The sequence below is a fragment of the Streptomyces sp. BBFR25 genome (assembly GCF_044590125.1).
In the GTDB taxonomy this organism is placed as follows: domain Bacteria; phylum Actinomycetota; class Actinomycetes; order Streptomycetales; family Streptomycetaceae; genus Streptomyces; species Streptomyces canus_D.
In genome coordinates, this window is record NZ_CP172447.1 from 8,576,179 (window position 1) to 8,589,118 (window position 12,940).

Consider the following 12,940-nt stretch of genomic DNA (forward strand, 5'->3'; position numbering starts at 1 on the left):
GTCTTTCAGCTTCGCCCTGACGGTGAACGGGGCCGCAGTTCCCCGGAGACCGCTGCGACGAGCCACCGGCCCACCTCCGTGGCGGTGGGCATGCCGGCCATTTCCCGACTGATGCGGCGTGCCGCGTCGGTGAACCGGGGGTTGCCCAACAGCCGACCGATTCTCTCAGTGATCAAGGCCGGTTCCGGATGTCCGGGTCGTAGGGCAAGGCCGGCTCCAGCTGCTTCGACGGCCTGCGCGCGTAGCTGCTGCTCAGGAGAGACAGGAAGGACGACAGCGGGGATGCCGCGCGCCGCGGCTGCGAAGGTCATCTCAGCGCTGCCGTCGTGCAGGACGACCGACGCGCCCTCCAGCGAGGAGGTTGCCGACAAGCCCTCAGCCGCATAGTCCCAGGTATCGCGCACGAGACCGGCCGCAGTCCTCCACCCCGCCGTCGCGGCGATCTCGATGTCGAGAGTTCTCAGCGACCGCAGCAACGCCTCGAGACCGGGTATAGCTCCTGTTGCTGTGCCCAGGCCGAGCAGCACGCGCGGCCGCTCGCCTGCGGAAGCGAGGGACGGCCCCGACGGGATCGCCTCCTCGCCCATGAACTCCGCTCGCAGCGCGACGCGCGGGAGAGGCGGCTTCCATCCTTGCGGGTGCAGGCTCGGCGGACACAGGTCGAGCAGCCAGCGCCCCCACGGCACCTGGGACGGCGGTTGAAGGCCACGCTCGATGTACCTGCCCGCCATCTTGTCCGCCAGGGCGTCGAGTGTTCCGGAGCTCGGCGAAGGTCCGGTCGAAACCACTGCGCACGGCACATCGAGGGCTTGTGCGACGAGTGGCCCGATCAGGTCACAGTATTCGGAGACCACGAGATCGGGAGCCCAGGCACCCGCCCGGTCCGCGGCTTCGTCGGCCAGGAGATCGATCCGGGCCCCGGCGAAGTACTCCGTGACGAGGTCCCTGGCGGGGAGGAACAGGATGTCGGTGCCCGCACGGCGACTCACTTCGGCGCTCACCTCGTCGCTGGTGGCGCCGAAGAGCATCAGCTCGAAGCCCTCCGGCTCGAGAAGGTCCCTCATGGTGACGGCTGTCGAGAAAGCGACCTCGTGGTCCTGGTCCCGGAGCGAGCGCGCCAACGGCAGCAAGGGCCGAAGTCGCTCGGCGAGGGGGTTGGTGAAGAAAAGTACGCGCACGAGGAGGGGCTTCCTGGATCGGCGCTGCAACTGGCCGCGACATCGGGCGGCGGCCTACCAGGGACGCGACGACGGCGTGCGCCTCACATGACAGCGGACCGGTGAGAAGTCAAACCCTACCATAATGATTGCCTAGTCAAGTACCTTCGTCGACTTGAGCTGCCTTGCTGACGCACGTTCCGATCGCGCCTCCTCCGAGTCACTGCTTCCCTGCTGCCGCTGTTTGTCAGCAGTAACAGGTCCTCTCTTTGGGCGGAGTCTGCGGTAGCGGATGACGGTGCAAGCGCTGAGGGCGAGGAAGTGGTCGGCCTCGCATTCGTAGCGGCGGTGGAGTAGTCGCCAGCCAGCCGGCGAGCGGGCCAGGCCATGGTCCGTCCGGTGGTCCAGCGGTGTCGACCCAGTCGCTGTGAGGCTCTACGCCCTTGCGGGCGATGTGGTGCTGGATGCCGCGTTGCGACAGCCATTGCCGCAGGTGGCCGTAGCCGTGGCCCTTGTCACCGTAAAGCTTGCCGGACTTGGGCCGACGGAGTCCTCGACGGGACCAGGCGGAATATCCTCCTCCTCCCGCTGGGGCAAACCTGCCGTGCTTCACCTCGTGGGCCGGAGAAGCAGGAGAGCAATGTCGTCGTAGCGGGGGGCAGAGCGTTGAGCGTGGCGGACGAGGTGGTCCGCGAGGTCATCCAGGTTCTGGCACGGGGTCTCTGCGAGGTGACGGGCGAGGGCGTCGGTGGTGTCGTCGATGTCTGTGCCGGGGATTTCCACAAGCCCGTCGGTGTACAGGACGAGCACGGCACCGGGTGGGAAGGAGATGTCGGTGGTGGGGTAGTCGATGTCCGGGTCGATGCCGAGAAGCAGTCCCGGTTGCGGGCGCAGCACCTCGGTGTGTCCGTCGGGATGGCGCAAGAGCGGTAGGGGGTGGCCGGCGCTGGCGATACGGGCACGGTGGTGGGCGAGGTCGAGGTTGGCAATCAGGCAGCTGGCGAACAGGTCGGCGTCGAGGTCGGTGAGGAGTTGGTTGGTGCGGGTGAGGAGCTCGCCGGGGGACGTGCCGACGGTGGCGTGGGCGTGGACGGCCGTGCGGACCTGTCCCATCAGGGCGGCGGCGGTCGCGTTGTGGCCCTGGACGTCACCGATCGCTGCCGTGGCGGTGGGAGGGACCCGGATGAGGTCGTAGAAGTCGCCGCCGATGTCCATCCCTCTCCCCCCGGGCCGGTAGCGGGCAGCAGCTTCCAGGCCGTCGACACGGGGCAGCGTGTGGGGCAGCAAAGAGCACTGGAGGCTGTGGGCGAGTGCGTGTTTGGTGTCGTAGAGACGGGCGCGGTCCAGAGCCTCGGCGATCAGCCCGGTGACGGAAGAGAGCAGAGCGCGTCTGGCCGGAGGGAAGGGACGGGGATCGTTGAAGGAGAGGACGAGGGAACCGATGGGACGGTCGGAGACAGTCAGGGGGAGGAAGGCCCAGGCGTTCCTCGTTTCATGGCGAGGGGCGTCGGGATAAGCCCACTTGAGGTCGTCGAAGGTGGAGAAGAAGGCGGGCTCACCGGCGGTTAGAGAACGCGTGGTCGGGGTGTCCGCGGCCAGGGGTGTGTCGTCGAAGCGGCTGAGGTAATCGGCGCTGTAGCCCTGATGTCCGAGGATGTGCAGACGGCCTTCTTCCGCGCTCATGAGGACCATGCCCTGAGCTTCGAATGCCGGCACGATCTGCTCACGGATGGCAGTGGTCACGTCCTGCACGTTCAGCGCCTCGGTGAGTGTGGCCGCCAGGTGCATCAACTGGTAGAGCGCCAGCGCATCGGTCGGTTCGCCGGGGGGCGGAACCGGCACAGCTTCCGTCGGCTGCGTGGAGGGCATGATGCGGACGCTGATGCCGCTGTCGTCGGGATAGAGCTCGAAGCGAAGAGGGGTGTCCGGAGGACGTACCGCAATGAAGGAGGTGGGCTGGCGGGTGACTACTGCGGCCCGGTAGCAGTCTCCGGGGACAGGAGTGCGCAGCCAGGGCAGCGCATCGAACGGACGGGCGCCTGTCAGGGAGACGCCGTCGGTGCCCACGAGGTCGATCCCTGCGGAGTTGATGTAGGTGATCCGTCCCTCGAGGTCCAGGGCACAGCAACCGAAGGGGAGGCGTTCGGCGCATCGGAGCGCCGCCAGGGCCCAAGCACGGTCGGCCTCATCGCCGTGTGAGAGGAGGTGCAAGGGTTCCGCGGGAGGCAGGAGCGGACTTCCGCGGTCGTCGCTCCGCTTGAGAAGCATCACCACGTCCTCGCAGAACATGGTGATCGCCTCGCGCTGGTGCGAGCTGAGCTGCGGCGGGTGCTTAACAGGCCACAGCAGGGCAACGCCGCCCTTTACTGCGGTGTCGCTGGTGAAGGGCGCCGCGGCAAGCATGAAGTCGTACGGCACCACAAGGCCCAGTTGCGGATAGTGACGAGCAACCTGCTCCCGACTGCTGCGCCACAGCAGACGCCCCTGGCGCATGCAGTCCGGCACCGGAGACACGGCATCCACGGAGACACGGTCCACAGGCGCCGTGATCCGCTCCGGAATGCCTTCCGCGAGGGCGAGCCACAGAGTCCGCTCCCCAGGGGGCAGGAGATAGAGCAGACCGGCTGAAGCGCCTGTTTCACGCATCAGCGCGGTCATGAGGCGTTCCAGACGCTTCATACCCCGGGTCTCCTCTCATAGTGCTGGACGGGCACCGGGACACCGGCCTATCTGCTTCCTGTCCACGACGATCGCTGGCTCCGTGCACACCGGCCGCTTCGCCTCCCGTTTCACTGCTTCTCGGTGGATCTCCCTCTACTGGACCGCATTTAGTCGCTCGCCGCCAGGGCTGTCCAAGGCATGCGCCAGCGCCTACAGCCCTGTCAGAGTCGGCGGTGCTCCGCTCCAGCTCAGTGACGACGACCGGCACCGAGTGGTGGAACTCTCGACGGCAGTGATCCCCCACAGCCGAGCCCACGTACGGCTCTGCGGGCGCAGTACCGGCGACCGCCTCAAGCCGGTGCACACAAACGCCACGGCACGTAGTCTCCCGCCCGCTGTTTCATCCCGGGATCAGCTGTTTGTTCTGTGACGTCGGATCGCGCCAGGAGATGGTGCTCTCGCTGGTGAGGCCGCGGGCCACGAGGTCGGTCATGGCGAGGTGGATCATGGCTCCGGAGCGGTCCGGAAGGGTTTCATAGTCGCGGGCGAGGCGGCAGTGGAGCATGAGCCAGCCGCATGCTCGACGAGGTGCTGGCGGTAGCCACCGTCGACCCACACCTTGCGGATGCCGGGGTCGTCGGCGGCGACCTGGTCCAGGAGCCCGACGCCGGCGGCGTAGGCCTGCACGCTTGCTGCGGTGGCAAACACGGCAAGCAGCAGTCAGAGGGTGTCGGTGACGACGTTCCGTTTCTTGCCGACGATCTTCTTCCCGGCAACGATGCCCTGGCCGACGGCGGGAACGCTGGTGGAGGTCTTGACGCTCTGGACGTCGATCATGTGGGAAGTCGGGTGGCAGCTAGGGCCTGTCTGACAATTCCCGCCTGCCTCGCGACGCCATGCACGCACTCTCGCCGCACCGGGCGCAGAGCCAAGTACATCCAGTACGACGCTCTACGCCCGGCACGCCGAGAGCACGCACCTGACGCCGCGAGGCCGCCCTTCGGGCGACGGCGGGAATTGTCAGACAGGCCCTAGCACCACTGGACCCCGGTGCGGTCCGCATACAAGATCGCGTCGATGATGCCGCGCAGGTCATGTTCCGGCGGCCGGCCGAAGTCCAGGGCCCTGCCGACATCGGAGTGCCGCGGCGATCAACGAGGACATGGTGCTTGGAGCCGGCCGGCGACGGTCCAACATGGCCCTCCCTTGAGAGCACGGACGTGCGATCCGTCCACGGAGCAGTCGTCCAGGTCCAACGAGCCCGCGCCGGCACAGTTCTGTCGGCAGGGCGGGGTGCAGACGCGGCCTGGCGCCGGCCTCGGTCCAGTCCCGCAGCCGGCGCCAGGCCGTCACTCCGGAACAGCCCACCGTCTCCGCGGGAACGCGGCACGCGACACCAGCCCGCGGCACGTACATGACGCTGACGGGAGCCGCCCGTTCGGGAGCCGGCGGCAACAGCGGGGCCACCCGCTCCACGGGGTGTCAGGAGGAAGATCGGCACGCACGCGGCGCCCTGCCGCCCGTGGCCACCGAGCGCAAGGCCCGGGACTCAACTCATCCTGAAATAATCAGTCACTCACAGACCCATGTCCAAGGCCAGGCACGAGAAGTAGTTCCAGGACTTCTCGGGGTCGTAGGCGCCGATCACGGCCCCGCCGGGCGTTGCCACCTTCGACTCGGTCGTGTCCTCGATGCGTATGGGCTCCGGCAGCCGGCCGAATCGCTCGTGCCGCGCCGCCGCGGCGTCGTCCGCGGGCCTCTCACTGTTCACATTGCCTCCTCGTTCCGTCGCGCGGTCCGGCCGCGCCAGAGATCCATGCGCACAATGTCGCACCGCAGTAATCACCTGTCAAGACGGTGACGCGGGCAGCGTTTCATCCTGAGACCTGTCCGTTACACAATGCTGAGCACCTTGCGGTGCTCCGGATACGTGTGAGGAGTGAACAGTCCTTGCATGGCCGTCACCGGCCGTGCCGCCGCACCACTGCAGGGCCAGCCGCATAGGAGAACGCTCCCTTGGACAAGTTGCTCGTCAACCCCGGCACGCGACGTGCAATGGCGGTCAGTGCCACTCTGCTGACCGCGGGATTCGCCCTCGCCGCCGCGGGGACGACCGGGGCGGATGCCGCCGCCGACAGCACGCATCAGAGGTCGTACGTGGCGCTTGGTGACTCGTATGCTTCCGCGCCGCTCATACCCACCCAGATCGATGCCAGGTGCCTGCGCTCGAACCAGAACTACCCTTCGCTGGCGGCCGAGGCGACGGGAGCGGCCCTCACCGACGTCAGTTGCGCCGGCGCGACCACTGCGCACATGAGGACCGCTCAAGGCAGTGCGCCGGCGCAATTGGATGCCCTCAGCAGAAGTACCGATGCAGTCACCGTGACCATCGGCGGCAACGACATCGGCTTCTCTGACGTCCTCCGCACCTGCGCGAGCGTGTCCGCCTCCGATCCCGATGGCGCGCCTTGCCGGGCTCACTTCACGGGCACGGGCACGGACGCCATCACGCGGTCCGTCCGGCAGACCGCGCCGAAGGTCGCTCAGGTCCTGCGCGACATCCACCGGCGTTCTCCGCACGCCCGCGTGGTGGTGGTCGGATACCCCGACCTCTTCCCCGACGACGGGGTCGGCTGCACAAGCTCTGCGGTCCCCTTGGCCGCGGGGGATTTCTCCTACCTCAGGGACAAGGAGAAGGAACTCAACACGATGCTCGCCCGCCAGGCCCGCCGCCATGGAGCTTCCTACGTGGACACCTACAGGCCGACCGTCGGGCACGACCTCTGTCGGCCCACCGACACGCGGTGGATCGAGACCTTCGCACCGGAGCGCCCGGCTGCCCCCGTGCATCCCAATGCCCTGGGCGAGAAGGCCATGGCACGTGCGGTCGGCCGCGCTCTGTTCTCTTCCTCATGGCCGCGGTGACGCTGGTCCCGGAGGACCGAGTGCTGCCCGGCTCGTAGTGCGCCCCACGGCGTCGGCACAGCCGGTGGATCCCGCCGCGTCAACGCCGTGGCAGCTCTTTCACGTGGCGATGTTCCGCAAGGCCACCGCGAGCTGTTTGAGGTCCAGGCCGGTCAAGTGGTCGAGGAAGTGGCGGCGCAGTGCGGCCAGGTTGGAAGGCCAGGCCGCCTCCAGGCGGGCGAAGCCCTCATCGGTCAGGATGGCGTTCGAGCCACGAGCGTCGCGTGATGACTTGACCCTCTGAATGAGCCCTTGGCTTTCCAGTCGGGTGACCAGCCGCGTCATGCCGCTCAACGACATCTCCACGGCGGCGGCGAGGTCGCTCATGCGCAGCTTCCGGTCGGCGGCCTCGGAGAGGTTCGCCAGAGCCAGGTACTCGATGAGCGACAGGCGCTGTTCTCGTATCATGTCCGCGTCAATGGCGCGTGGCAGAGCGTAAATGACACGACTCAGCGCCCTCACCACGGCCTCTTCGTCCGCGGTGAGGGGCTGCAGTTCTCGCTCAGGGGGATACGGCTGGGCCGCGGTTCCTGTCATTGCCCCACACTTCTGTTCGTCGGAGGAGACTGATCAGAGGTTCCTTATCACAGCGGCGCATCCCGGCCGCAACCAGAGTCGGTTGACGCGTCCCTGCTCACCTGTGCATACCCGACCCCTTCGGAACGATTGTCTATGCAAGCAGTATAAATCGTGTAAGCTTGCTTCGTCAAACAAGCTAAACTCATGGGGAAGTGGCCGATAGTGACATTCGAAGGCCGCAGGTGATGCGCCGCGGACCGCACCGTCAGGGGCACGAATGGATTGGGCGAGGCCACATGTGGGCGCCCGGTTGATCGGCTTTCCCCTCCAGACAGGAGCTCTCCCATGACGTCCCAGCCGACGCCGTCCGAGGACGCGGCGCGACCACTGAATGAGGATGAAGAGGCCATCATCCGCGCTCTCCCCCACCTGATTTACGCCCTGCCGCGTGCCATCGACGCCGACATGACGCAAGAGCAGCGGATGTCCGCCACGGAGTACCTGGCTCTGATGCATCTGTCAGAGGCATCGGAACGCCGTCTGCGCATGGGTGACCTCTCCACGGCATGCGAGATGTCGCTCAGCGGCACGACTCGGGTCGTGCACAGATTGGAGAAGGAGGGCTTCATCCGGCGGGTGAGGTGTGACCACGACGGGCGCAGCTGGCACGCGGCCCTCACCGACGCCGGCCTCGCAAGGCTGGAAGAGGCCTGGCCGACGAATCTGGCGGCCGTGCGCCGCCACTTCCTCGACCACCTGGCCGGCATTGATTTCAAGTCTCTCGCTGCCGCTCTGCAGAGGGTCGCCATGTGATCGTGCACGTCCCCCTACGGCGACAACGTCATCACCGGGGAGCACGCCAGCGGCTCCGCGCCCCCGCCGGGCCGGCCTTCAGGCAGTGGGCACTCCGGCCGGCACGGCCATGCCTGCACCGAATGCCGGTGAAGTGAGGATGCCCCCGGCCTGTGGAAGACTCCCCCCGAGGGCGGTGTGCCGGGCTCGCGAAGGTGCCCCTGCCGCATGCCGCCCGCACGATCGACCCACCGACAGGGCAGCCAGGTGAGGCCAGGAGTCCCGGTTGCGCCGCGCATCCGACCTGGCTCTCGGACCAAGAGGCTTGCGATGGTGATCCTCGACGACAAAGATCCCTCGTCTTCGGCACCGCGGGTGGCACGGGCCACGTCGCCGCACCTTCTTCACGTGAGCAGCGGCGGTGTCGCGGGCCAGGATCGCCGTTGCTGTTGACTCAACTCGACCGGTCGTCTACTTTTAGGTGACCGGTCGACTAGTGATCGGATCACTCACCGAAGGAGCATCATGAGCAACATCGGGCAGAAGGTCGCCGTCATCACCGGTGCATCGCAGGGCATCGGCGCGGGTCTTGTCGAGGCCTACCGCAGGCAGGGCTGGGCCGTAGTGGCCACTTCGCGCACCATCACCGACTCTCAGGACGACAACATCCTGACCGTGCCAGGTGACATCGCGGACCGCGCCACCGCCGAGCGCGTCATCGCCGCCGCCCTGGAACGGTTCGGCCGCATCGACACGCTCGTCAACAACGCGGGTATCTTCCTCTCGAAGGAGTTCACCGACTTCACCGAGGCCGACTACAACGCGGTGCTCGGAGTCAACGTCGCCGGCTTCTTCCGTATCTCCCAGCTCGCAGTGGAGCAGATGCTGAAGCAGGGAGGCGGCCACGTCGTACAGATCACCACCAGCCTGGTCGACCACCCCAACTCCAGTGTTCCCTCCGTGCTGGCATCCCTGTCCAAGGGCGGTCTGCAGGCCGCCACCAAGGCCCTGGCCATCGAATACGCGTCCAGGAACATCCGCTCCAACGCAGTGGCCCTCGGCACGATCAAGACCCCCATGCACCCGGAAGAGCACCACGAGACGCTCGCGAAACTGCACCCGGTGGGCCGCATGGGCGAGATCAGCGACATCGCCGACGCGGTGATCTATCTGGAGAACGCTCCCTTCGTCACTGGGGCGATCCTGCCGGTCGACGGTGGCCAGACAGCAGGACACTGACCACCGGGCCCCCATCGGAACCACCCCGGCCGCACCGCCCCGCTGACAGCCTGCGGAACCGCGACCCGCTCGCCTGATCCATTCACCGAGCGAGCTTCATCCACCTGGAGGAGGATGGACAAGCGCTGTGTGAGCGGATGCGTACTCGGCGCCCCTGCTGCGGCCGCCTGGCGTCGGCTGCCGACTCGAGTGAAGGTTGGGAGCAGGAATGGACAGCGCTTCTCGCGTCTACGACGTAGTGGTCCTGGGAGCCGGCCCTACGGGGGAAAACCTCGCCGAACGCACCAGAGCCGCGGGACTGACCACTGTGATCGTGGAGAACGAGCTCCTCGGCGGCGAGTGCTCGTTCTGGGCGTGCGAACCGAGCAAGGCCCTGCTCCGTCCCGTGGTGGCACAGGCGGACGCACGTCACGTCCCCGGGCTGAGGCGTGCGGTGGAAGGACCCCTGGACGTCCCCGCGGTACTCGCTCATCGCGACAAGATGGCCGCGTACTGGCAGGACGACGACCAGGTGGACTGGCTGGACTCGGTCTCCGTGGACCTGATCCGGGGCCACGGCCGGCTGGACGGCCCACGGCAGGTCACGGTCGAGACCGCGGACGGAGGCTCGGTACGCCTGACAGCCCGCCACGCTGTGGGGGTGTGTACGGGAACGACCACCGCCTTCCCCGACGTTCCGGGCATCAGGCAAGCCCGTCCCTGGACGAACCGAGAAGCGACCGCCGCCCGGCACGTACCGGACAGGCTCGTCGTGCTGGGCGGCGGTGTGGTGGCCGTCGAAATGGCCACGGCATGGCGGGCCCTCGGTTCGCAGGTGACCATGCTGGTACGAGGAACCAGCGGGCTGCTCAACCGCATGGAGCCGTTCGCGGGCGAGATGGTGGCCAATGCTCTGCGCGCCTCTGGTGTCGACATCCGCTTCGACACCTCAGCGACCGAGGTCGTACGTGAGGAAGGGAGCGACGGCCCCGTGAGGGTCACCCTGACCAACGGGGAGACCTTGGTGGCCGACGAGATCCTGGTCGCGACGGGGCGCGCGCCGCACACGACGGACATTGGACTGGAAACGGTCGGGCTGACCCCTGGCGACTGGCTCGGCGTGGACGACTCGTTCCTGGTTACAGAGGTCGCCGACGGCTGGCTCTACGCGGTCGGCGACGTCAACCACCGTGCGCTGATGACCCATCAAGGCAAATACCAGGCGCGTATCGCCGGGGCGGTGATCGGCGCGCGCGCCAAGGACCAGCCACTCGACGACGGAAGGTGGGGCGCGCACTCCCCCACCGCCGACAGCGCCGCGGTGCCCCAAGTGGTCTTCTGCACCCCTGAGGTGACCAGCGTCGGCCTGACGACCAGAGATGTGGAACGCTCCGGCCGCCACGTCAACGTCGTGGACTACGACATCGGCGGCGTCGCCGGCGCCGTCCAGTTCTCCGATGAGTACCTCGGCAAGGCACGTGTCCTCATCGACGCCGACCTCCAGACGGTGGTCGGAGCGACCTTCGTCGGCCCTGGAACGCAGGAGTTGCTCTACTCGGCGACTGTCGCCGTCACGAGTGAGGTGCGCGTGGACCGACTGTGGCACGCCGTGCCCGCGTTTCCCACCATCAGTGAAGTGTGGTTGCGCATCCTGGAAACCTACCGCGACGGCGCCCGCAGCGAGTCGTAGTACCGGATGAAGAGACCCACCCTCGTCCGAGGATGGGTCTCTTCGGCGTCGTCCGGAAGTGCGCTCAGGTTCGGGCGACGACCATCCGGAAACGGGCCTCACCCGAGAGCATCCGCTGGTAGGCGGCGTCGGCCTCACTCAGGGGTACGACTTCCACCGTCGGGCGAATGCCGTGGAGGGCACTGAAGTCCATGGTGTCCTGCACGTCCTGCGCAGTGCCGGAGGGGTGACCTCTGACGACGCGGCCCGGCAGGATGAGCTGGAGGGGACTGATGCCCAGGGGTTCGGGAGAGACACCGATGACCACGAGTTCACCACGGGGCGTCAGACCGTCGACCGTCGCCGCGATGGCGTCGGAGTTCCCGGCCGTGGCCAGCACCACCTTGGCACCGCCCAGGGACTGCAGCGCCTCTGCGACCGGGGTCTCCCCCGTGCTGTCCACGTAGTGGTGGGCGCCGAAGCTGCGTGCCAGCTCGGCCTTTTCCGAACCACGGGCGACGGCCACCGTTTCGAAGCCCATCGCCACGGCGAACTGCACAGCAAGATGCCCGAGACCACCGAGGCCCACTACCACCACGCGGTCACCCGGTTCGGCTGAGCTTCGCCGCAAGCCGTTGTAGGTGGTGACCCCTGCGCATGCCATGGGGCCCGCCTCCGCCGCGGACATCACGTCGGGGATCCGGGCCAGGGCGTCAACCGGCGCAACCATGGACTCGCCGAATCCACCGTCGTAGGCCCAGCCTGGGATCTTCAGGTTCTCACAGACGATGAAGTCGCCCTGCCGGCAGGGAGTGCAATGCCAGCAGCTGCCGCCGAACCACCCCACTGTCACCCGGTCTCCGACCTTCCAGCCGAAGGCATCGGCACCCTCGCCGAGTTCTTCGACTCGTCCCGCCACCTCATGTCCCGGCACCAGTGGGAAGCGTACGCCGGGCATGGTCCCGCTGACGAAGAAGTCGTCGCTGTGGCAGATGCCGCAAGCGTCGACGGACAGCCGGACCTGGTTGCGTCCCGGCCTGACCACCTCGCGTTCGACGATGTCGAATCGTCCGTTCGGTTCCGCGACCTGCGCGGCTCGATAGGTATCCATGGCACTCTCCGCATCACAGGGGTCTATGCAGGCCGTGACAGTCAGGGAATGGGCTCGGACCGAAGTCCACCCGGGTCCGTCATTTCGGCACGGGCTGCTTCCATGGCACCACCAGCCGGTCCGTCCGGCAAAAGATGCCGTCCAGCAACCGTCGCAGGCTCCCGGGGTGGCTTCAAGGAGCTCGCCAGATGTTGTCGTAGGCGCCTTGCTCCACGGACCGGCGTTGCCGTTCGGCGGCCAGCTGGGTGATGGCCCGATGGACTTCCGCCAGGATGAAGGCTTCATCGTCGGTGAGGCCGTCCGACTCATCCGTCGGCGCCTCGGCCATTCCCGCTGCGGCGGCAAGGCCGACGAGGAGGGGTTCACCAGATTCGAGTCGGTCGATGCCGTGACGCAGTACGAAGGGGTTGACCACCATCGGATGGCCACGACGGAAGGGATGCCGGTAGGACCAGGTCGAGTCACCTGGTGCCGCTACTTCCACAGCGGCGCGGTAGCGTGCGGCCAGGTCGCGTCCACGGCGCCAGAGCCAGTTCTCCACAGTCTCGTACGGAGAATCCTGGACGATTTTGGATGCAGCCTCCGCCAGCATCAGGTCCACGTGGCGTGGTGAGACCAGCGGCAGGATTCGGTCGCTCACGAGGAGGACGGCCTGCACACCGACGAGATCCAGCAATTCGGCTCCTGCCAGTGCCAGTGACAGGTCACCCTCCTCGAGGCCGGGGTCGGCGTCAGGAGAGGCAGCGAGGGCCGAAAGGTCATGAGCTGTTCCCATAGCGACTCCGTAGCGGACGTTGAAAGATACGAGCGTCAGCGCATTCGTTGGCCGGCCGATACGGCATGAGGAGT

Annotated in this window: 10 protein-coding genes and 3 pseudogenes; 4 read left to right on the forward strand and 9 right to left on the reverse strand. The window is 67.2% G+C overall.

Going from position 1 to position 12,940, the window contains the following annotated elements:
* Positions 1–5: 5 nt before the first annotated feature.
* From ACGH52_RS38550 to ACGH52_RS38575, 6 genes and pseudogenes are all read right to left on the reverse strand, one after another.
* The gene (locus ACGH52_RS38550) at positions 6–1,178 is read right to left on the reverse strand and encodes a glycosyltransferase (protein ID WP_210975770.1); all 1,173 of its coding nucleotides are present in this window, start codon (positions 1,176–1,178) and stop codon (positions 6–8) included.
* Positions 1,179–1,519: 341 nt separating this feature from the next.
* Positions 1,520–1,647, reverse strand: a pseudogene (locus tag ACGH52_RS38555) (IS5/IS1182 family transposase); the annotation flags it as partial.
* A 119-nt stretch (positions 1,648–1,766) separates the two neighbouring features.
* A complete protein-coding gene (locus ACGH52_RS38560) occupies positions 1,767–3,836 on the reverse strand; it encodes a GAF domain-containing SpoIIE family protein phosphatase (RefSeq protein ID WP_399946366.1) in 2,070 nt (689 codons plus the stop codon).
* A gap of 382 nt (positions 3,837–4,218) precedes the next feature.
* Positions 4,219–4,948: pseudogene (locus ACGH52_RS38565) on the reverse strand (transposase); the annotation flags it as partial.
* Positions 4,948–5,371 (reverse strand): annotated as a pseudogene (locus tag ACGH52_RS38570) (IS5/IS1182 family transposase); the annotation flags it as partial. The pseudogenes ACGH52_RS38570 and ACGH52_RS38565, both read right to left, overlap by 1 nt.
* Positions 5,372–5,394: 23 nt before the next feature.
* The gene (locus tag ACGH52_RS38575; RefSeq protein WP_121702487.1) at positions 5,395–5,589 is read right to left on the reverse strand and encodes a hypothetical protein; all 195 of its coding nucleotides are present in this window, start codon (positions 5,587–5,589) and stop codon (positions 5,395–5,397) included.
* 245 nt (positions 5,590–5,834) lie between these two features.
* Between ACGH52_RS38575 and ACGH52_RS38580 the strand changes: the two genes are divergently transcribed.
* On the forward strand, positions 5,835–6,743 hold the full coding sequence (locus ACGH52_RS38580) for an SGNH/GDSL hydrolase family protein (RefSeq protein WP_399946369.1): 909 nt from the start codon (positions 5,835–5,837) through the stop codon (positions 6,741–6,743).
* 99 nt (positions 6,744–6,842) lie between these two features.
* On the opposite strand, the gene ACGH52_RS38585 is transcribed toward ACGH52_RS38580, so the two are convergent.
* Positions 6,843–7,319, reverse strand: coding sequence for a MarR family winged helix-turn-helix transcriptional regulator (locus ACGH52_RS38585; RefSeq protein WP_210975772.1), 477 nt, complete (start codon positions 7,317–7,319; stop codon positions 6,843–6,845).
* Positions 7,320–7,646: 327 nt separating this feature from the next.
* Here ACGH52_RS38585 and ACGH52_RS38590 point away from each other — a divergent pair, with 327 nt between their 5' ends.
* The 3 genes from ACGH52_RS38590 to ACGH52_RS38600 all read left to right on the forward strand — a co-directional run bounded on the left by ACGH52_RS38590 (position 7,647) and on the right by ACGH52_RS38600 (position 11,001).
* Positions 7,647–8,114 (forward strand): MarR family winged helix-turn-helix transcriptional regulator, encoded by a 468-nt coding sequence (locus ACGH52_RS38590; RefSeq protein ID WP_210975773.1) that lies wholly within the window; start codon positions 7,647–7,649, stop codon positions 8,112–8,114.
* Positions 8,115–8,618: 504 nt separating this feature from the next.
* Positions 8,619–9,332 (forward strand): SDR family NAD(P)-dependent oxidoreductase, encoded by a 714-nt coding sequence (locus ACGH52_RS38595; RefSeq protein ID WP_121704263.1) that lies wholly within the window; start codon positions 8,619–8,621, stop codon positions 9,330–9,332.
* A 208-nt stretch (positions 9,333–9,540) separates the two neighbouring features.
* Positions 9,541–11,001, forward strand: coding sequence for a dihydrolipoyl dehydrogenase family protein (locus ACGH52_RS38600; protein WP_399946374.1), 1,461 nt, complete (start codon positions 9,541–9,543; stop codon positions 10,999–11,001).
* Between the two features lie 64 nt (positions 11,002–11,065).
* Here ACGH52_RS38600 and ACGH52_RS38605 read toward each other — a convergent pair whose 3' ends face one another.
* Positions 11,066–12,091 (reverse strand): alcohol dehydrogenase, encoded by a 1,026-nt coding sequence (locus ACGH52_RS38605; RefSeq protein WP_121704261.1) that lies wholly within the window; start codon positions 12,089–12,091, stop codon positions 11,066–11,068.
* A 172-nt stretch (positions 12,092–12,263) separates the two neighbouring features.
* Positions 12,264–12,866 carry a GPP34 family phosphoprotein gene (locus tag ACGH52_RS38610; RefSeq protein ID WP_399946377.1) on the reverse strand — a complete coding sequence of 201 codons (603 nt, stop codon included), beginning with the start codon at positions 12,864–12,866 and terminating at the stop codon, positions 12,264–12,266.
* Between the last annotated feature and the right edge of the window lie 74 nt (positions 12,867–12,940).

Coding starts and splice junctions, on each gene's coding strand:
- ACGH52_RS38595 (WP_121704263.1), top strand. CDS start 8,619: ATGAGCAACATCGGGCAGAAGGTCGCCGTCATCACCGGTGCATCGCAG.
- ACGH52_RS38605 (WP_121704261.1), bottom strand. CDS start 12,091: ATGGATACCTATCGAGCCGCGCAGGTCGCGGAACCGAACGGACGATTC.
- ACGH52_RS38600 (WP_399946374.1), top strand. CDS start 9,541: ATGGACAGCGCTTCTCGCGTCTACGACGTAGTGGTCCTGGGAGCCGGC.
- ACGH52_RS38590 (WP_210975773.1), top strand. CDS start 7,647: ATGACGTCCCAGCCGACGCCGTCCGAGGACGCGGCGCGACCACTGAAT.
- ACGH52_RS38585 (WP_210975772.1), bottom strand. CDS start 7,319: ATGACAGGAACCGCGGCCCAGCCGTATCCCCCTGAGCGAGAACTGCAG.
- ACGH52_RS38560 (WP_399946366.1), bottom strand. CDS start 3,836: ATGAAGCGTCTGGAACGCCTCATGACCGCGCTGATGCGTGAAACAGGC.
- ACGH52_RS38610 (WP_399946377.1), bottom strand. CDS start 12,866: ATGGGAACAGCTCATGACCTTTCGGCCCTCGCTGCCTCTCCTGACGCC.